The sequence below is a fragment of the Psychrobacter sp. NPDC078409 genome (assembly GCF_050268505.1).
Lineage (GTDB): Bacteria > Pseudomonadota > Gammaproteobacteria > Pseudomonadales > Moraxellaceae > Psychrobacter.
Genome location: NZ_JBNNGW010000002.1, coordinates 81,944 through 100,536, shown reverse-complemented (window position 1 = coordinate 100,536; position 18,593 = coordinate 81,944). Strand labels below are relative to the sequence as shown.

The following is an 18,593-nucleotide window of genomic DNA, read 5'->3' as shown; positions in this document are numbered from 1 at the left end:
CAAAAAACACAGGAATGTAGATGCTAAGACTATTGCAGTAAAATGAATTGATCTTTTTTATTAAAAAAACGTCGATAAATGAGTAAGGCACTGATGGTGCAGCCAAGCGTGCTGCTGACACATATCAGGAACATAGTGACTATTTGATAGCGTACGGCTTGAGTGGGATCGGCGCCCGCTAGAATTTGACCCGTCATCATGCCTGGTAAGCTAACAATACCGACGACTAGCATAGAGTTCAGGGTTGGAGTCATGCCATTAGTGATAGCTGCTTTTATCTGCTCATGGACGGCTTCGAATGGCTTAGCAGATAGACTGAGCATCATCTCGATACGTCCAGATTGCTCATGAAAGGATTCAATCAATTGATTGCTTGTCAACGAAATGGCAGTCAGAGAGTTACCTAATATCAGACCCAATATAGGAATAATGAATTGCGGTGTATACCAAGGCTGCACATTCAAAATCGCTATAATCGCAATCGCTGTTACTAGTATTGCAGAGATACCGACTGCCAATAACGTATCTGTTAATAACCCCTTATAACTGCGCTTAACGCGATTTTTGGCGGCACTTCCTGCAATTAAAGTCATGACCGTTAAGATAAGTAGCACTTCATACCATTGTTCGCGTGCAAAAATCCACGCCAGTATCAGCCCAATAAAGCTAAGCTGTATGATCGTACGAAATGCCGCTATCAAAAGGGTCTTGCTTAGTTTTAAACGTAAGCGCCAAGAGATGAGTAATACAATGATAATTAGGCTGCTAGCAAGCGCGATATCACCGTAAGTGAGAAATATTTGCATATCATTCGTACCACTCATATGAGCTTATTTAGGAAATAATTATAGTAATAATACACGGTGAGGGTTGAAGTCATCAACGTGCCAAACTTCTGAGCAACTAAGCGACGACTTACTCATTTGATTAAATATTCTTGTATAAAAGTTCTTCAAGAGTTTGCGGTGAGCACACCTGCTTGCATATGCCAGTGTCTATTTGCCAAAGGCATAATATCTTTTGTGTCGTGAGTCACCCATAGGAGTGTGCGCTGTGCATCTGCGTGCAACCAGCTGATAAGTAAGTTGACTAGCTGTGCTGAAGTGTCCATGTCCAAAGCAGCAGTTGGTTCATCTAGCAATAGAACTTGTGGACTGAGTTGCAATAGACGCAATGTATTGACCAGTTGGCGCTCGCCACCAGATAAGTGCTTGGCGTCTTGTTGTAAAAAATTTGCACTTCTATCTAAGTGTTCAAGCTGAGCAATATGCCAGTCTCTATCAAAAGTCTGCGATTGGTGAGCATGCAATTGATAAGGCATTTGTAGGTTTTCAAGGACACTGCCGTCTAACAACTGTGGGTGCTGAGCGAGTAGGGCAACTTGCTTGCGCCACAGTACAGGTGCAGTCTCATGAATATCATGATAAACATTACTTGACGTGCCATCATCCAAACGAACAGTACCACCGCTCATTGGCAATAATCCTGCTAATACTCGCAGCAGTACGGATTTACCGCTGCCAGACGCTCCAGTCAAAACAGTGACTTGCCCTGACAATAGCGTACCGCTCGCACCGCTTATTAGCGTTCGATCATGAGTTGATGGCTCTTTATCCAGTGAAGCGTTACTGGTTAGATTGCTTGTCCATTTTTGATAAATGCTAGACGGCATAGAAGGTTTTTTCAGTGCTTCTTTGCTATTTTTAATGCTTTGAGCATTTATCGTCCGTTGGCTATGTGCACATAGATTATCAAATTCAAGCAACACTCTACCCGTATCTATGCTCATAGCAGTTCTACTGCTGACCATTTACTTGCTCAGCGATAGCTTGTTCGATCGTAACGCGCAGTTTTTTTGGTACACGAATAGGACGCATTGGTGGGGTTGTCGCTGAAGTATCTGGTTTATCGCTGCCTATTTCATCATTACTCATTGGCTCTGGTTTGACGAGATTTTGTACGCAGGCAATGACAATTTTGGTACTGCTTAGTAGCTGGCTATCATCTGTTTCGGTAGTACTATGATTTGGTAGATTGCGATATATACTTTGATAAAATATGATGCTGGCAGGTTTTAGCTCTACTTTATCAATACGTACGCTAATTACTTCATCTAATAGAATGGCTCTTTTGTATTGCAAGTCTGCCTGACTCACGACAAAATGCTGCACTTCACCGCTATCAGTCTGCAAAAAATACCCATTTAAGCCCAGCTCAGTAAACCAGTCGCGTCGGCAGTTTTCAAAAAACACCAAATGATTGGCGTGATAGACTATACCGCCAGCATCAGTATGGTTAATATAGACGTTATAATCTTTAGCAAATAATGGTTTGGTGTCATCATTCATGGCTGATGTCGTATTTTTTTGATTAATTGTTGTCATAGTGATGCTCGATATTTTTAATAAGTATTGTTGAATAAAAGTGTTTCAGATAGACCAATAATAGATAGTGCTTATAATAGAGTTACTCTAGCTCAAGATTTCAGGCCATGCAACCGCTAGAACCGCTTACATTTGTTATCATAGCCGTTTATATCTCACCCATTTATAGAGCGCTATATTCTAACCAATCAGTATAGGACAGTTTATGACCCGTTTTGTCAGTTTTAACATCAATGGTATCCGTGCACGTCAGCATCAGCTCGAGGCGGTGCGCGAGGTAATCGATCCTGATGTCATGGGCCTACAAGAAACCAAGGTTCATGATGATCAATTTCCGCTTAGCGATATCGAAGGGCTAGGCTACCACGTCGAGTATTTTGGACAAAAAGGGCATTACGGCGTTGCACTCTTATCCAAAGCTGCACCTGTATTTGTACAAAAAGGCTTTCCTGGCGAAGATGAAGAAGCCCAAAAGCGCTTTATCCATGCACGTTATGAGTTTGAAGGTCGTGAAGTGGATGTGCTCAATGGTTACTTTCCGCAAGGAGAGAGCCAAGATCACCCGACTAAATTTCCTATGAAGCGCGCTTATTATGCCAATTTGATGGCTTATATTGATACGCTAAAAGCGGAAGGTCGTTCGGTTATCGTCATGGGTGATATGAATATCGCACCAGAAGATATCGATATTGGTATTGGTGAAGTCAATGCCAAACGCTGGTTGAAAAACAGAAAAACCTCATTTCTGCCAGAAGAGCGCGAATGGTATTCAGCATTGATGTCACGTGAGCTGACAGATACTTACCGTCTGCATTATCCAACGAGTACCGAGTTATACAGCTGGTTTGATTATCGCAGTCGCGGCTTCAATGATGAACCTAAGCGCGGGTTACGTATTGATCATATTCTATGTACCTCAGACTTAATCGATAAATGTATCGATGCTGGTATCAGTTATGAGCTACGTGCTATGGAAAAACCATCTGACCATGCACCAATTTGGTCAGCATTTGACCTAAAAAAACCGTAATACTTATATACTGTGATACCTATATATAGTCAATTCTCATGTCAATTAGATACGATGATTAGCTTGCTCAGTCTGCTGGTTGTAGCATTATAGCTAGTTCTTCTTGTATCTGAACTGTCTTGAACTGACGCTAGTATTTATCACTTAGTATTCCGTAAATAACGATAAAAATTGAAAAATAAGGATTTTATTATGGCTGTTGGAAATGTATCAGTACCTGACGTTATCTATCCTATCGACGGCATCAAGCTCAGTGCCACAGCGGCAGGCGTTCGTTATAAAGATCGCGATGATTTAGTAGTCATCGAAATATCGGATAAGGCCACTACTGCGGTTGTAACCACTAAAAATACCTTTTGCGCCGCGCCAGTGCGAGTATTGCGTGAGCACTTTGCTAAGGTCAGCCCGCGCTATTTAGTCACCAATACAGGTAACGCAAATGCAGGTACGGGCGCTGATGGCAAGCGCCGCGCTATTGATATCTGTACAGCATTGGCTGAAAAGGCCGGTGTAGATACCAATACGATATTGCCATTCTCTACTGGCGTGATTGGTGAGCCATTGAATAGTGATGCGGTCATCGCAGGTTTGGATAATGCATTGGCTAATCTAGCGCCTGATAGCTGGCTAGCTGCTGCCAATGGCATTCGCACAACAGATACCATTCCTAAATTGGCCAGCCAAAAAATTGATGTAGCAGGTACTAGCTATCATATCACTGGTATGTCTAAGGGCTCAGGAATGATACGCCCAAATATGGCGACTATGCTGGGCTATGTGGCGACAGATGCTAATATCGCTGCTGACTTATTGCAAGAGATGCTAAGCGCTATCAATGAGCAGTCTTTCAACCGCATTACTGTCGATGGCGATACCTCAACCAATGATTGTTGTGTGTTAATCGCAACAGGTGCTGCTAGCTCAGAGGTGATTGATAGTCCAGAGCATCCACATTATCAGCCTGTATTCGATGCATTAGCTGATGTGTTTGTCCGTCTAGCACAACTGATTGTACGTGATGGAGAAGGCGCTACTAAATTCATGACGGTCAAAGTGACTGGCGGTCAAACCACGCAAGAATGCTGCGATGTGGCTTATGCAGTCGCACATTCACCCTTAGTAAAAACGGCATTTTTTGCTAGTGATGCTAACTGGGGACGCATATTAGCAGCAGTGGGCTATGCTGGTATCGAAGATCTAGACACAGAGCAAGTCGATGTGTATCTAGACGAGGTAATGATTTGCCAAAATGGCGGTGTTGCACCTGACTATACAGAAGAGGCGGGCAAAACAGTCATGAGCCGACCTGAGATTACCATTCATATCGACCTTGCACGTGGCGATGCTAGTGATACCGTATATACCTGCGATTTGTCATACGATTATGTCAAAATAAATGCTGATTATCGTAGCTGATTATTCTTAAAAAACAGAATTTGCATAGTTGTATAAGAGCCAGAGCAATATTTGTTCTGGTTTTTTAATGTCAAATTTCTGCTCAGTAGCAAATAACTCTGTTATTCAATACGCTTCATTAACATCAGTTGCAAAAGCTGACGTTACTTTACAAAGCAGTTATAGAGGGTAAGACGACTAGCGACCTATACTGGTTTCAGTAAGAAGCAAACAATCTTATTAGCTTATAGTAAAACAAGATAAGGTGTTCAAAATAATAAGTTTATCTAAGTAACAATAATTTAGTAGCGAAATCAATAAATAAGCCAGTAACTAAGCTATTAATAAAGAATTAATAACAATTATCTGAGGATTGAATAATGAAGAAATTAGCACTTGCAGCATTGATGACAACTTTTGCCCTTTCTGGTTGCTCTACGATGGGTATGGACAATGAGCGCACGATGGTTGTTGAAGGACAACCTATGAATGTAAAAGTAGTTAATATCCCAAGTTTTGAAGTGGAAATTGCACCGCGTAAAGCAGTGTGTGACTTGACTGCTAGTGATGGCAGCATGGTTGAATCACAGTGCTTGCAGTATCGTCAGACCTATCAGAAAAACTACACTACGCTAAACGGTAATATTCAAGGCTTTACCTATGAGCCGAACTATCGTTATGTCCTAGATGTACGTCAAGAAGCAGTAAAAGCAGAAGCCTCAAATGTAGTGCAACCAGTTTGGATTCTAAATGAAGTGGTATCAAAAACTGCTGAATAATATTGATAGCAATATATAAACGATAAACCAGTTACAAAAGCAGTTATCCATGACAAAAAGGCCTCTAGTTCGTTAGAGGCCTTTTTACGTGTTTATTGTTAGTAAATTAGTTTTTGAGAAGTCAAATTAGCATTGACTGTAGTTGACACTAACACCACGCGTTGCCGTAGGAATTCTATTGTCAGCGTAAACCGCCAGGCCGCCTCGTGCTGTCTCTTTATATTTATCAGACATATCGGCACCTGTTTGCTTCATCGTCTCTATCGCTTTGTCTAAAGATACGAAGTGTTGACCATTACCTCTACAGGCTAGGCGCGCTGCATTGATTGCCTTGACTGCGCCCATCGCATTACGCTCGATACAAGGCACTTGTACCAAGCCGCCAATAGGATCACAAGTAAGGCCTAGATTATGCTCAATGCCAATCTCCGCCGCATTTAAGCATTTGGCTGGCGTGCCATTCATGATTTCTGCCAGTGCAGAGCCTGCCATTGCACACGCAGAACCAACTTCACCTTGGCAACCAACTTCAGCACCAGAGATTGAGGCATTTTGCTTGATAAGGCTACCGATAGCAGTAGCATTTAGCAAAAACTTACGAACACCATCTTGGCCGTAGTTGGGCAAAAAGTCACGATAGTAGTGCAGTACGGCAGGAATGATACCTGCTGCGCCATTGGTTGGAGCCGTGACTACTTTGCCGCCATTGGCGTTTTCTTCGTTAACGGCGAGCGCGTACAAATCGACCCAGTCCATAGCGGCTAACTTATCAGTCTTGGTGATAGGTTGGTCTTTTTCAGCGCACAGCTGTGTATGCAAATCTTGGGCACGGCGTTTTACATCTAATCCGCCCGGCAAGATACCGCCATTTTCGCAGCCTTGTTTGACGCAGTCTTGCATCACTTCCCAAATGCTATCTAGATAAGCAAAGACTTCTTCTTTAGCATGGAAGTGACATTCGTTTGCCAGTACCAACTCGCTGATACTCAAATCATGCTCACGACATTGCTCTAGTAGCTCTGCTGCGTTATTGAACGGGTAGGGAACTCTATCGATGGTTGGGTTGGCATGATCTTCGTCTGGGTTAGTCGCATCTTCTTCATTAATGACGAAACCGCCACCGACTGAATAATACGTCTGCTGATAGCGAACGCCTTCAGTTGAGATAGCGCGTAGCGTCAATGCATTAGGGTGATAAGGCAGTACAGTGTCGTCATACCAGTAGATGTCTTGCTCTGTATCAAAAGCAATCGTATGCGTGCCTGATACATTGAGAATTTTGTCAGAGAAAATAGGAGATAGGTAGCTACTGGTCATGCGTGTGTCTATCGTGCTAGGCGTGTGCCCAAGTAGGCCTAGTAAAATAGCGGTATCTGTTGCATGACCTTTTCCGGTCGCCGCCAAAGAGCCATACAGTTCAATCTCAATGGTCTTAACTGCAGTCAGTTCCATCTGCTCAGTTAGCGAGGTCAAAAATAAGTTTGCAGCGACCATCGGTCCGACTGTATGCGAACTGGATGGGCCGATGCCGATTTTAAATAAATCAAAAACACTGATCATAATAAGTCACCGAAAATTTTAAGCGCTTTAGCCTATTTTATCTATGGCATTGGGCGCTTTTGTGAAAAATATAATAGACAGCCATCGCTCCTAGTCACCGTTGATAGGTGGGCGCGAGACACTATTTATGAAGGTTATAAGGTAAATGAGCACTGAGGGCAATTGAATAATAACTTTTATTTATTTTGAAACTCCGTTATCATGCTCGCAGTCAACAACTATGTAACATCCTGTAAGTTGGTTATCATCGTAAAATAAGACGGATTAAAAAAGACTAAATTTTTCAGTCAGACATATCCGTATTCATACATCTAGCAAGATATGGCTATCATACCAAATAATACTTTTGGTTTGTCATATTACAACATAAATGAATGAATTAGGATGACATATTATAGATAGAAAGACTTAACGTTCTGCTATTTATACAAGTCCTTAGAAATATGTCCATTTATTAATATTCTTATTTTATCAGTTATTCTAGCCTATTACTTTAGCTTAGCTCACATAGGACAAGCGCGCATGCCATCTCAAAAAGACCCTTCATCAGCGTCAGACAATAGCGCTCAAGATCTATCGACTCAAAATGCCTTAGAGTCTGCAGGCATTGATTCAGCCGCTATCAATTATCCGCATAATCCAGATTTTGAAAATGGCCGTTGGTTCCCGACATGGCGTCCTTATAAGGGCGATTTGGATCGTGATCCAGTCGGTATCAACGACTATTTACCTCCGTCAAAAAGCGTATTGCTCGGTATACAGCATACGTTTGCCATGTTTGGTGCAACTGTGCTTGCACCTTTATTGATGGGGTTTGATCCTAACTTAGCTATCTTGATGTCCGGTATCTGTACAGTAATGTTCTTTATGATTACCGGTGGGCGTATGCCGAGCTACTTGGGATCAAGCTTTGCTTTTATTGGTCCCGTCATCGCGGTGACCGCTTATGCAGGCGCAGGGTTCAATGACAATCTAAATGTTGCGCTAGGCGGTATTATGGCCTGCGGTATTATTTATGCATTGATTGGTCTGCTAGTGATGAAGACAGGTACAGGTTGGATTGAGCGTTTGATGCCGCCTATCGTGACGGGTGCGATTGTCATGATTATCGGTCTTAACTTGGCGCCAGTGACCATTCAAGGCGTGTCTGCCAATCAGTTTGATGCTTGGATGGCTACCTTGACCGTACTGCTCATTAGTGGTGTTGCAGTATTTACTCGCGGTATGTTGCGTCGTCTGTTGCTACTCGTCGGTCTGGTTCTGTCGTACGTTGCTTATTTTGTCATGACCAATATTCTAGGCTTTGGTACAGCGATTGATTTTAGTACAGTAGCTGCCGCTTCATGGTTTGGACTACCAAGCATTCATACGCCGCGCTTTGAGATGAGCGCTATTATCCTAATTGCACCTGTGGCTTTTATTTTGGTGGCTGAAAACCTAGGGCACTTTAAGGCCGTAGAGGGCATGACCAAGGCTCGTGTGACGCCTTATATGGGCCGAGCATTTTTGGCGGACGGTTTGGCCACGACTTTTTCGGCAGGATTTGGTGGTACAGGTGTCACTACTTACGCTGAAAACATCGGTGTCATGGCGGTTACCAAAGTGTATAGCACAACGATATTTGTCGTAGCAGGATTGGTTGCTATCATATTGGGACTGTCACCAAAGTTTGGTGCGATCATTCAGACCATACCAGCAGCTCTGTTGGGCGGTGCTTCTATTGTTGTCTTTGGTCTTATCACGGTTGCTGGGATAAAAATCTGGATCGATAGCCATATTGATTTTAGTAAAAACAGCAACTTGATCATTGCAGCAGTAACGGTCATTATGGGTACTGGTAACTTTAGCTTGCACTTAGGCGGCTTTGATTTAGGCGGTATCGGTACTGCTACTTTAGCCGCTATCGTGTTAAATGCCTTGTTTAACCAAAGCTCTGAAACTAAATAAGTAAGGCTGATGAGATTGAAGTTTGAGCTTATCAAATAAAGATGGTCAAAGAATATCTCATCTAACAAAAAGCGCCCATGCTATCGATAGTATGGGCGCTTTTTTGTATGGCAGTGTTGAGCAACAGTAGTAGCGAACAACAGTATCGGAACTATTTATAATCGCGCTTATAAAATCTTGAAAAAAACCGATAGCGGCGAAGGGCGCGTGGTTTTGGTTTCAACGAGCCTAAGTAAATAGCAAACATCGTTAGTAATGCGCCACTCCACTGCAAAGTATTAATCGGCTTGTCCAGCCAGCTATAGTCAATGACAAGGGCTGCAATAGGCTCAGTCAACAATAGCAGCCCAGTCAGTGCCAACGAAAGCTTAGGAATAGAGTAGGCAATCAATCCCCATGCCAAGCATTGCATTACCGTACCATAGATAAGTACCCAACCAATCTCAGACCATGTATTGGGTAGGATATTACCTGTGTCAAATACAAACATCGGTATAATCATGGCTAAGACGCCACCGATACTGATTAGCTGCATTAGCATAAATATAGGTGTCGGTTCAGTGTCATGCGTTTTGCGGATAAATGTCATTGATGCAGCTAACATGGCACCCGATACAATACCAGTGACAAAGCCCCAAGTCGCCGCGTTGTTATGTGCAAATTCAGGGCTACCTATCATCGCCACGCCTATCATGGCTAAGAATAAACTAATGAGTTGTACGATAGACTGACGCTCATTGAAATACAAAAACCCAATCGCGGCCAAGAAAAATATTTGCAGACTATTAAGCAGCGTCGAAATACCAGGCCCAACCGCATAAATACTCTCATGCCACAGCGCCAAATCTAATCCTAGAAATGCCCCCGATAGTAGCGCATAAAAAATAGCGCGTCTTGATTTGGGCATACGTTGGCCCATTATCTTAGCCAATACCGCAAATACAATACCAGAAACAGCCAATCGCCAAAACGACATGGCCCAACCACCAATATCGACATGAGCAACAATTAAGCTGCCCAATCCAAAAATGATACAACCAATGACTAAGCCAATAGGTGCAGATCGCGTTGAAGCAATAGCCATAATTTGTCCTTATAACAGTATTTGAATAACAGCATTCTTATTATCATTGCATAATGTCAGAACTTATGTTGACATAGAGCCATATTGTCGTGGTTTTAAACGCAAAATGAAATGGTAAAACCACAATTTATTATGCTGAATACAAATACTATCGCTATGCGGAAAATTATTGGGCATGTTAGACGCAAATAAACAATCAAAGTATTTGATATGGCTGCGTTTTTAGAAATAGACTTATGACAGTTGGGTAATAGTACTTATATCAAAAAATTTGTATCAGGGCGACGATTCGTAGGAGTAGGAAAGCGCATAATGTATACAAGTGATATTTCTGCACGGAGGATATGTGTGTAGCACTTTAAGCGACATTAACGCTGCAACACATGTATAGTAGATTGACGATATAATGTACTCAACGTCTGATTTGTTATACCAAACAATCTATATTATTTGTCTAGGTTTATTTATGCTTCAACGATTGCTATCAAAAAAACAGCCACATACATTGTCTGGCTTGCTACCAAAAATATCGCGATACAGTGTCGTCGTGACGATGCTATCTAGCGCATTGTTTTTGATGCCTAGCGCACACGCCGCCAGTTGTAAAATCCCAAAAAGTTATTACAAAAACGTCTCCTGCACGGCCAGTAGCAGTTACTTTTTGGCGATCAAAGATTTTGGTGCGCCAGTGGCGTTAATCGATAAAAAAGGCAAACGAGTCGTTGATTTGTCACGTTATCAAAAAGTCGATGCCGATAAATTATCGGGCGGTCTGTTGCCTGTACTGCGTAACAGTCGAGTCGGTTATCTCAATATGCAGGGCCGCGAAGTCGTGCCTGCCATGTACGATATATTGACAGAGAGTCAAGGATGGGCGCGGCCTGTATCGGATGGGCGTATCGTGGTAAAAAAAGAGGGTAACTATGGTGTGATTAACACAGCCAATAGTACCGTTGTCTCATTTTCTGCAGCGATTGATGATATTGATAATTATCGTAATGGGGTGGCGCGTGTACGCAAAGGCCGTGCAACCAGTTGGGTGGATAAAAACGGTAATGCAGCGAATGATCCAAATGCTCAGAATGACACTCAGGCAGTGAATAAATCTACTTCTTCTAACGAAAAATCTAGCACAGCATCACAGTCTGTACCGGCGCGGTTTACGACGCTTCAATCGCGTCAGCAAGATGGTAAATGGGGTTTCGTCGATGACAATAATGTCACGATGATTACGTACTCATTTGATGAAGTGCGTCCATTTTCTGAGGAATATGCTGGCGTGCGTATCGGTGAAGAGTGGGGCTTTGTCAATTTAGGCGGTGAGCTAGTGATTCCTTTTCGCTTTGCTAACAATGGTGTGAACGCTAGCGATAGCTATCAGGGTAAACCATCCTTTGTATTTACAGGTGGTAAGGCGTGGATTGGTAACCTAAAGAACGGAAATAAAATGTGTATTGATAAGGAAGGGGCTGGTGTTGCTTGTGATTGATGCAATTACTAGGGCGTGTCCTCATTTTTAACCCATTTAGATAACTATCGATTGAATTGAGGACACGCCCTAGGATTAAATAGGCAATAAAAAAGAGCGTAAAACCTGTGATTTTTCGCTAGGTTTTACACTCTTTTTTTGACACTGATGTTTTTAAAGCTATTTGCTCGATAAATGATTACTGATTAAGTCGACCATATAAGGCTGATAATACTCTGGAATATCGTGTGCCATGCCTTCGATGAGATGGAATGTAGCATTAGGGATGGTCTTGGCAACGACTCGGCCCTGCGAGGCAGGCAGGAGTCCGTCAGCGCTACCATGTAATACAATCGTTGGTGCTTTAACTTGCTTACTAAATCGGCTGATAGAGCCTGATGCTAAGATAGCATTGAGCTGCTGCACCGTACCAAGCGGGTGGAAGTTGCGCTGATAGCGAATCTTAGCGATTTCACGAACCATACGCACATTCACATGACCTGGTGTACCAACGGTCTTCATAAACCAAACGCTATGACGCACGATATCACGCTCAGAGTGGCTCTCTGGACGATTGATAAGGGTGTATAGCTGTTTGGGCTTGGGCGGCTTCAAAAACGCACGATTGGTCGTGGTAAACATAAGCGCCATTCGCTGCACTAAGCTTGGATAACGTGCCGCCACGATTTGTGCAATCATACCGCCCATCGAAGCCCCAAGCAGATGTGTCTTACCAAGCTTTAGTGCTTTAATTAGACGTGCGGTGTCTTCAGCCATATCCGTCAAGTTATAAGCAACCTGCGTGCTTTTGTTAGACAGCCCTGTCTGTAGGCGTACCATCATTTTAAGCTGGCTAATACGCGGCAAACCTTCTATCTGTACTTTAGAAGACAAGCCGATATCACGATTATCAAAACGAATCACAAAAAAACCAGCATCGATAAAGCGCTTAATAAAATTGTCTGGCCAAAATATCATTTGTGAGCCTAGCCCCATGATCATCAGCAACGGTGGATTATTGGGGTTACCGCCAGCTTCGACACACAACTCAATACCATCACCGATGTCAATCATTGCTTGACGAAGGTGTTTACTCAAGTCAGAGTCGCGCCATTGATGCTCCCCAAATTTGCGCCACTCAGGAGTAGGGTAGTTATTCAGATGATCTTCTAGATTGTTATCTAGCGTTTCAGGCAATTTGGCACTATTGATGTCATTTGATTTTGTCATGAAGTGTCCTAATTAGAGGGTCATCTACTACAGCTCAAGCATCTCAAAATCAAGCTTGCCGACACCGCACTCAGGGCAAGTCCAGTCATCAGGGATGTCTTCCCACTTAGTACCAGGTGCGATACCTTCTTCTGGGCAGCCAAGCGCCTCATCATATATCCAGCCGCAGACAATACATTCATAACGTTTCATAAATAGTCCTATCGATCATTACCAGTATTACAGTTACAGCGTGCTATAAACGCTCATTTTTAATATTACAGCTATTATATTAGACTGCAAAAACGCACGTAGTTTAGCATATAACCGCAATTTTCATAGTTAAGTTTACACTTGTATATTGAGATGACTTTTCTTTTATCAAGTCAATCACATACGTTACCTTGTTAGCGCTTAATAACAAGACTGGACGCCAGCCCGCCACACGAAAACCAATTATGCTATAATAGTCGCCGCTAAATTCACAGTAATGCTTAGCATTTATCGCTGATATATCATCCAGTTGTTGTCTTATTTAAACTAACTAAACCATCTAAATACATAAGCTAAGGGTCATCATGAGTACCAATGCCGCCGCCACATCCGCCACCACCAATGAGACGTCTCATGTGCTCAATACTGACCATCCGTTTTGGCAGATTATTCGCACAGTACCAGACTTTCCAAAAGCTGGCATTGATTTTTATGACATTACCCCGTTACTGCGCAGTCATATTGACGCTGTCATTGACGCGCTACTTGCCGCATTGCCAGAAGGGCTTATGGAAGAGGTAGATTGTCTGGGTGCGGTAGAAGCGCGCGGCTTTGTCTTTGCCAGTATGCTAGCAGGCCGCTTGGGCAAAGGCATGATCTTGCTACGTAAACCAGGTAAGCTGCCGCCACCTGTTGCCAACAAAGCCTATGCACTGGAGTATGGTAAAGACACGCTTGAGATGCAAAATAACCTGCCGCCTGAGCGCGTACTATTGGTCGATGACATCTTGGCAACTGGTGGTACGTTGACTACTGCTTACGAGCTGTGCCAATCAGCTGACCATACTGTGGTCGGCGCGCTAGTGTTATTGGACTTGGTCGACTTGCATGGCGAGTTCCCAGTACCTGTTTATACGGTACTAAAAGCTTAAAATGAATTGCTGTTTCTTTGACTACTAGACACGTTGTATTGTCGATATAGTTAAACGATTCTCCAAATAAAAAAGCGCCCTGATACTATGTCAGGGCGCTTTTTTTGATACTGTACTGATGTTTTTTAGTATTGTGTTAAGTAGGCTGTATTTATTGCTCTTCGTCTTGTTCGTAGTCCTTACAAGACTGCTCTATCACCGTACGACCGACTGTCTTTGGGGTAGTGGCTTTAAAGTCTTTTGTGGTCAATATTGGTTTTTCTGACTGCCATGATTTGGTTACTTTGCCTTCAGCATTGTAGTTAACAAAGGCTCGTCTATAGTAACTGGCGTCTTTACACGAAATGAGTAGTTGCTGCTCACTATGGTCAATACTGTTTTTTTCTTCCTTCGAGTCATCTTTATCGGCATCTTTATCTTTAGGATAGGTTCTAAGGATAGATACCGTGATATTTTCGACGTCTTTTTCATCTATGATACTGATGTCAGAGCTTTCAATAGAATCCAAATCTATACTAAAAATTGATCCAGAGCTGCTCTCGGACACCTCTACCCAGTTAACTGCCTGGGCGCTGATCGCTAAAGCACTGCCTGCCAATAATATTGATAGCCGTTTCATATAAGCCTTGCTTCTTGTCATTTGAAGTAGGTAATGATAGCCAACTTACTATTAGTAGGCAAATATCTTTTGTGCCAGCTCAGTATCCGTCGCGCTCTGTCGTGTGGCTATTATTGTCCGCGAATGGCTGCTAATGTCTTAGCCAGCTCGTCACGCGCCCCGATAAATCCGTCAATACCCTTAGGTAACAAGTCCTGTGTAACCTTGTCTTGCTGATACGCAGCACTAAACTCTTCATGCGTTAAGCTTACCTGAGTCATCGCCTTCATATCCATCGACATACTCGGAGACAGTTGGCGAGTTACCTCGGTATCCATGGCTGCCAACTCATCAATGAGGTTGGGAGCTATCGTCAACAAGTCACAACCTGCCAATGCCAAAATTTGCTCGGTAGAGCGGAAACTAGCGCCCATTACTTGCGTCTCGTAACCGTGCTGTTTGTAATACTGATAAATGAGCTTGACTGACTGTACGCCCATGTCATCAGAAGCCGGTACGTTTTGACGACTTTGTTGTCGTTTTTGCCAATCTAGAATACGGCCGACGAAAGGTGATATCAGGGTCACACCAGCATCTGCACAGGCAATCGCTTGGTGTTGTCCAAACAGTAGGGTCAGGTTGCAGTGGATATTTTGAGTCTCAAGATAGCGCGCCGCCTCAATACCTTGCCAAGTTGCCGCCATCTTGATCAATACTCGCTCTGAATCGACGCCCGCTTTTTGGTAAGCATCCATAAAAGCCAGTGCCTTATCTATCGTCGCTTGAGTATCATAAGATAAGCGAGCGTCCACTTCAGTAGAGACTCGGCCTTCAATCAGCTCTAAAATATCGCAGCCAACCTGAATGGTCAGCGCATCGATCACGGCATCCACGTCACCATTATGACGACTCATGGTCTCTGACAGCATGCCTTGATTATCAGGATGAATCAGAGCCTTGGTAATAAGGCTTGGGTTGGTGGTTGCATCGATAGGTTTTAAACGGTCAATAGCGGCAAGGTCACCAGTATCAGCAACAATCGTGGTCATAGTGCGTAGCTGTTGTAATGCGCTCATCAGGTATCCTTTTTCTTATTAATCACATGATGCTCCTCTTATATATAACAGGGTAGGGAGCTGAACTGGAACTGTAACACAGTTTTGGGCAGGTGTTGCCTCATAGTTATGCTATGCGCCACTGTTATCTGGCTCAGCTGTGCTAATATTAATCACAGTTGGTATATTTATACGCATTTACGCATGGGCACTGACCTTAGTTTTTGCTATAGTAGAGCCGGCTATGTATCAAGCTGCTGTATTTGGCAGTAAATATAGCATTAACGCCAAATGGCACTAGCAATATAGGGTGTTTTTGATAGACTGTTCTGAGGTTGGTTTTGAAGATAGTTTCTACTATCAGGCTTAGTCTTTAACTAAAAACAGCAAACAGTCAGATTTGGCAATAGAGCTACCTAAGTAATAGCAATGTAATAGCGATATTTAAATAATAGTAATATCTAACAGCGATAAAATCTAAAAAGGATGGGCGGTAATGAGCGAGCAGTCACCAGAGCAAACAATGGATAATCTAAATCAAACCACTACAGGCGCTAGCGATACCGCAACTGAAAAAGAGTTTTTAGACAATATTCGCCAAAATATTGACGCAGTAGACTGTGAGATTCAAACGTTAATCAACAACCGTGCAAAGCTGGCTCAGCAAGTAGCCATGGTAAAGAAAAATCATACCGCCGCTGATGACAATAGCAATCCTATCTTTTACCGCCCTGAACGTGAAGCACAAGTACTAAAAGCTGTCATGGAACGTAATGCGGGTCCAATCGCTGATGAGAAAATGGCGCGCTTGTTTCGTGAAATCATGTCAGTATGCTTGGATTTAGAAGCGCCGCAGCGTATTGCCTTCTTGGGCCCTGTCGGTACCTTCACGCATGCCGCTGCGCTCAAGCACTTTGGTAAAGCAGCGGATACCGTACCGATGACAACTATTACTGATGTGTTCCGCGAAGTCGAAGCTGGGACAGCGATGTATGGCGTGGTTCCTGTCGAAAACTCTTCAGAAGGCGTAGTCAACCATACTCTAGATGGTTTCTTGTCTTCTACCTTGAAGATCATAGGCGAAGTTGAATTGCCAATTCATCAAAATTTCTTAGTCGCTGAACATACTAAGATTGATGGCTTGAGCCGTATTTATTCGCACCAGCAGTCGCTTGCTCAGTGCCGTCATTGGCTAGATGTAAACTTCCCTAATGTTGAACGCGTTGCTGTATCAAGCAACGGTGAAGCTGCTCGCCGCCTCAAAAACGAATGGCATTCAGCTGCGATTGCAGGTGACGTCGCTGTTGCGGAGTATGGCTTGCATAAGCTCTACTCAAATATCGAAGACAATCCAAGTAACACCACACGCTTCCTTATTATCGGTCATGAAGCAATTGCGCCATCTGGTCAAGACAAAACCTCTATCGTCGTCTCCGCTCACGATAAAGCAGGCGCACTGATCGAAATCTTGAAACCTTTGTCATATCATGGCGTATCGATGACCAGTATTGAGACGCGTCCTGAGCGTCCTAACAAGTGGGCATACGTATTCTTTATCGATATGAATGGTCATGTTAATGATCCAAACGTTAGCGCTGCCATCAATGATATTCGTCCATTGGTCAAAGATTTGCGCATATTAGGCTCATATCCAAAAGCTGTCCTATAGACAACTATAGGCTTACTCACTGGTATTCATACATAATAGATGGGTCTTAGCTTTTGCAGATAGCATTAAAAAAGCATTTACAGATACCATCTAAGGATAAACCATGCAGACTACTCAATTGACCGCGTCAGATCTATCGCCGTTAACGCCAGCTTACGACAGTATTTTGGCATTGGCACCTTATCAAACCGGTAAGCCAATTGAGGAGCTGACACGTGAGTATGGTGTCTCAGACGTGGTCAAGCTGGCTAGCAATGAGAATCCGATGGGATGCTCCCCACGAGTGACGCTAGCAGTGACTGAGCAGCTAGGGCAGTTGTCGCGCTATCCTGATGGCAATGGTTACTATCTAAAGCAAGCGCTGGCTGACTTTAACGATGTCAATGCCAATCAAATTACCTTAGGTAATGGCTCTGATGATTTGCTCGATATTTTAGCACGCAGCTTTGTGGGTGCTGATGATGCCATCGTCTATAGTCAGTATGCTTTTGTGGTATATCCCATGCTAGCGAAGATGCAAGGTGCCACGGGCATTGAAGTGCCTGCTCAGCGCTTCGGCCACAATCTAAAAGCCATGAGCCAAGCGGTACAAGATAATCCGAATACCAAAATCGTCTTTATTGCCAATCCGAACAATCCAACGGGTACGCAGTTAGAGCAAAAAGAGCTGCGCCAGTTCGTTGCCAGTGTGCCAAGCTCAGTCTTGGTGGTACTAGATGAAGCTTATATCGAGTATAGTCCTGAGAGTAACAACCGCGCCTTACTAGATGAGTTCGATAATGTCATTATTGTGCGTACTTTTTCTAAAGCTTATGGGCTGGCAGGTTTACGCGTCGGTTATGCCCTAAGCTCGGTAGCAGTGGCGGATTTACTAAACCGAATTCGTCAGCCATTTAACGTCAGCCGTGTTGGTTTAGCTGCTGCTGCTGCTGCACTTGCTGATCAAGACTTTATCGAAAAAACTCGTCTGATAAATGATGAGCAAATGCGCTGGTTAGAAAAGCAGTTTGATGCGCTAGGGTTGGGTTTTGTGAAGTCGCATGCCAATTTTATTATGGTCGAAGTGCAGGTTGAGATGGAAGATATAACTGCTGCTTCTATCCATCAGGCGCTACTTGAACAAGGCGTTATCGTCCGTCCGCTGGATGCTTATGGACTACCTAACTGGCTACGTATCACAGTAGGTGTGGCTGAAGACAATTTGCGTTTGATCGATACTTTGCGTTCTATTTTGACTGAAGACTAAGCGCATCCATAAGTGCTTTGTAAT

Annotated in this window: 17 protein-coding genes; 8 read left to right on the top strand and 9 right to left on the bottom strand. The window is 43.3% G+C overall.

Features of this window, described 5'->3' with window-relative positions:
• Positions 1 to 29 precede the first annotated feature (29 nt).
• The 3 genes from ACQKC9_RS03545 to ACQKC9_RS03535 form a co-directional block, all read right to left on the bottom strand.
• Positions 30 to 806, bottom strand: coding sequence for an ABC transporter permease (locus ACQKC9_RS03545; protein WP_427620530.1), 777 nt, complete (start codon positions 804 to 806; stop codon positions 30 to 32).
• A 146-nt stretch (positions 807 to 952) separates the two neighbouring features.
• Positions 953 to 1,789, bottom strand: a complete 837-nt coding sequence (locus ACQKC9_RS03540) for an ABC transporter ATP-binding protein (protein ID WP_427620529.1) — start codon at positions 1,787 to 1,789, stop codon at positions 953 to 955.
• A 7-nt stretch (positions 1,790 to 1,796) separates the two neighbouring features.
• Positions 1,797 to 2,384, bottom strand: a complete 588-nt coding sequence (locus tag ACQKC9_RS03535) for a thioesterase family protein (protein ID WP_427620528.1) — start codon at positions 2,382 to 2,384, stop codon at positions 1,797 to 1,799.
• A 205-nt stretch (positions 2,385 to 2,589) separates the two neighbouring features.
• Here ACQKC9_RS03535 and xthA point away from each other — a divergent pair, with 205 nt between their 5' ends.
• From xthA to ACQKC9_RS03520, 3 genes are all read left to right on the top strand, one after another.
• Complete coding sequence (gene xthA, locus ACQKC9_RS03530) at positions 2,590 to 3,414, top strand: exodeoxyribonuclease III (protein ID WP_427620527.1); 825 nt, start codon at positions 2,590 to 2,592, stop codon at positions 3,412 to 3,414.
• A gap of 192 nt (positions 3,415 to 3,606) precedes the next feature.
• The gene (gene argJ / locus ACQKC9_RS03525; protein ID WP_427620526.1) at positions 3,607 to 4,830 is read left to right on the top strand and encodes a bifunctional glutamate N-acetyltransferase/amino-acid acetyltransferase ArgJ; all 1,224 of its coding nucleotides are present in this window, start codon (positions 3,607 to 3,609) and stop codon (positions 4,828 to 4,830) included.
• 359 nt (positions 4,831 to 5,189) lie between these two features.
• Positions 5,190 to 5,588 (top strand): DUF4377 domain-containing protein, encoded by a 399-nt coding sequence (locus tag ACQKC9_RS03520; RefSeq protein WP_427620525.1) that lies wholly within the window; start codon positions 5,190 to 5,192, stop codon positions 5,586 to 5,588.
• A 126-nt stretch (positions 5,589 to 5,714) separates the two neighbouring features.
• On the opposite strand, the gene ACQKC9_RS03515 is transcribed toward ACQKC9_RS03520, so the two are convergent.
• Positions 5,715 to 7,148, bottom strand: a complete 1,434-nt coding sequence (locus tag ACQKC9_RS03515) for an L-serine ammonia-lyase (RefSeq protein ID WP_427620524.1) — start codon at positions 7,146 to 7,148, stop codon at positions 5,715 to 5,717.
• 522 nt (positions 7,149 to 7,670) lie between these two features.
• Here ACQKC9_RS03515 and ACQKC9_RS03510 point away from each other — a divergent pair.
• Positions 7,671 to 9,095 carry a solute carrier family 23 protein gene (locus ACQKC9_RS03510; RefSeq protein ID WP_347162262.1) on the top strand — a complete coding sequence of 475 codons (1,425 nt, stop codon included), beginning with the start codon at positions 7,671 to 7,673 and terminating at the stop codon, positions 9,093 to 9,095.
• A 151-nt stretch (positions 9,096 to 9,246) separates the two neighbouring features.
• On the opposite strand, the gene ACQKC9_RS03505 is transcribed toward ACQKC9_RS03510, so the two are convergent.
• Positions 9,247 to 10,179 (bottom strand): DMT family transporter, encoded by a 933-nt coding sequence (locus tag ACQKC9_RS03505; RefSeq protein WP_427620523.1) that lies wholly within the window; start codon positions 10,177 to 10,179, stop codon positions 9,247 to 9,249.
• Positions 10,180 to 10,645: 466 nt separating this feature from the next.
• Here ACQKC9_RS03505 and ACQKC9_RS03500 point away from each other — a divergent pair, with 466 nt between their 5' ends.
• Positions 10,646 to 11,668 carry a WG repeat-containing protein gene (locus ACQKC9_RS03500; protein WP_427620522.1) on the top strand — a complete coding sequence of 341 codons (1,023 nt, stop codon included), beginning with the start codon at positions 10,646 to 10,648 and terminating at the stop codon, positions 11,666 to 11,668.
• A 159-nt stretch (positions 11,669 to 11,827) separates the two neighbouring features.
• Here ACQKC9_RS03500 and ACQKC9_RS03495 read toward each other — a convergent pair whose 3' ends face one another.
• Entirely contained in the window at positions 11,828 to 12,877 is a 1,050-nt protein-coding gene (locus ACQKC9_RS03495) for an alpha/beta fold hydrolase (RefSeq protein WP_102092481.1), read from the bottom strand.
• Between the two features lie 27 nt (positions 12,878 to 12,904).
• Positions 12,905 to 13,069, bottom strand: coding sequence for a rubredoxin (locus ACQKC9_RS03490; RefSeq protein WP_057759803.1), 165 nt, complete (start codon positions 13,067 to 13,069; stop codon positions 12,905 to 12,907).
• Positions 13,070 to 13,434: 365 nt separating this feature from the next.
• Between ACQKC9_RS03490 and ACQKC9_RS03485 the strand changes: the two genes are divergently transcribed.
• A complete protein-coding gene (locus ACQKC9_RS03485; protein WP_347162269.1) occupies positions 13,435 to 14,001 on the top strand; it encodes an adenine phosphoribosyltransferase in 567 nt (188 codons plus the stop codon).
• Between the two features lie 151 nt (positions 14,002 to 14,152).
• On the opposite strand, the gene ACQKC9_RS03480 is transcribed toward ACQKC9_RS03485, so the two are convergent.
• Positions 14,153 to 14,620 (bottom strand): hypothetical protein, encoded by a 468-nt coding sequence (locus ACQKC9_RS03480; protein ID WP_427620521.1) that lies wholly within the window; start codon positions 14,618 to 14,620, stop codon positions 14,153 to 14,155.
• Between the two features lie 110 nt (positions 14,621 to 14,730).
• On the bottom strand, positions 14,731 to 15,675 hold the full coding sequence (locus tag ACQKC9_RS03475; RefSeq protein WP_427620520.1) for a transaldolase: 945 nt from the start codon (positions 15,673 to 15,675) through the stop codon (positions 14,731 to 14,733).
• A gap of 475 nt (positions 15,676 to 16,150) precedes the next feature.
• On the opposite strand from ACQKC9_RS03475, the gene pheA reads away from it, so the two are divergent.
• Complete coding sequence (gene pheA / locus ACQKC9_RS03470; protein WP_102092477.1) at positions 16,151 to 17,323, top strand: prephenate dehydratase; 1,173 nt, start codon at positions 16,151 to 16,153, stop codon at positions 17,321 to 17,323.
• Between the two features lie 103 nt (positions 17,324 to 17,426).
• Entirely contained in the window at positions 17,427 to 18,569 is a 1,143-nt protein-coding gene (gene hisC, locus ACQKC9_RS03465; protein WP_290177891.1) for a histidinol-phosphate transaminase, read from the top strand.
• Positions 18,570 to 18,593 lie beyond the last annotated feature (24 nt).

Excerpts from the sequence above, each read along its gene's own strand:
- ACQKC9_RS03545 (WP_427620530.1), bottom strand. The coding sequence starts at position 806 with ATGCAAATATTTCTCACTTACGGTGATATCGCGCTTGCTAGCAGCCTA.
- ACQKC9_RS03540 (WP_427620529.1), bottom strand. The coding sequence starts at position 1,789 with ATGAGCATAGATACGGGTAGAGTGTTGCTTGAATTTGATAATCTATGT.
- ACQKC9_RS03535 (WP_427620528.1), bottom strand. The coding sequence starts at position 2,384 with ATGACAACAATTAATCAAAAAAATACGACATCAGCCATGAATGATGAC.
- xthA (WP_427620527.1), top strand. The coding sequence starts at position 2,590 with ATGACCCGTTTTGTCAGTTTTAACATCAATGGTATCCGTGCACGTCAG.
- argJ (WP_427620526.1), top strand. The coding sequence starts at position 3,607 with ATGGCTGTTGGAAATGTATCAGTACCTGACGTTATCTATCCTATCGAC.
- ACQKC9_RS03520 (WP_427620525.1), top strand. The coding sequence starts at position 5,190 with ATGAAGAAATTAGCACTTGCAGCATTGATGACAACTTTTGCCCTTTCT.
- ACQKC9_RS03515 (WP_427620524.1), bottom strand. The coding sequence starts at position 7,148 with ATGATCAGTGTTTTTGATTTATTTAAAATCGGCATCGGCCCATCCAGT.
- ACQKC9_RS03510 (WP_347162262.1), top strand. The coding sequence starts at position 7,671 with ATGCCATCTCAAAAAGACCCTTCATCAGCGTCAGACAATAGCGCTCAA.
- ACQKC9_RS03505 (WP_427620523.1), bottom strand. The coding sequence starts at position 10,179 with ATGGCTATTGCTTCAACGCGATCTGCACCTATTGGCTTAGTCATTGGT.
- ACQKC9_RS03500 (WP_427620522.1), top strand. The coding sequence starts at position 10,646 with ATGCTTCAACGATTGCTATCAAAAAAACAGCCACATACATTGTCTGGC.
- ACQKC9_RS03495 (WP_102092481.1), bottom strand. The coding sequence starts at position 12,877 with ATGACAAAATCAAATGACATCAATAGTGCCAAATTGCCTGAAACGCTA.
- ACQKC9_RS03490 (WP_057759803.1), bottom strand. The coding sequence starts at position 13,069 with ATGAAACGTTATGAATGTATTGTCTGCGGCTGGATATATGATGAGGCG.
- ACQKC9_RS03485 (WP_347162269.1), top strand. The coding sequence starts at position 13,435 with ATGAGTACCAATGCCGCCGCCACATCCGCCACCACCAATGAGACGTCT.
- ACQKC9_RS03480 (WP_427620521.1), bottom strand. The coding sequence starts at position 14,620 with ATGAAACGGCTATCAATATTATTGGCAGGCAGTGCTTTAGCGATCAGC.
- ACQKC9_RS03475 (WP_427620520.1), bottom strand. The coding sequence starts at position 15,675 with ATGAGCGCATTACAACAGCTACGCACTATGACCACGATTGTTGCTGAT.
- pheA (WP_102092477.1), top strand. The coding sequence starts at position 16,151 with ATGAGCGAGCAGTCACCAGAGCAAACAATGGATAATCTAAATCAAACC.
- hisC (WP_290177891.1), top strand. The coding sequence starts at position 17,427 with ATGCAGACTACTCAATTGACCGCGTCAGATCTATCGCCGTTAACGCCA.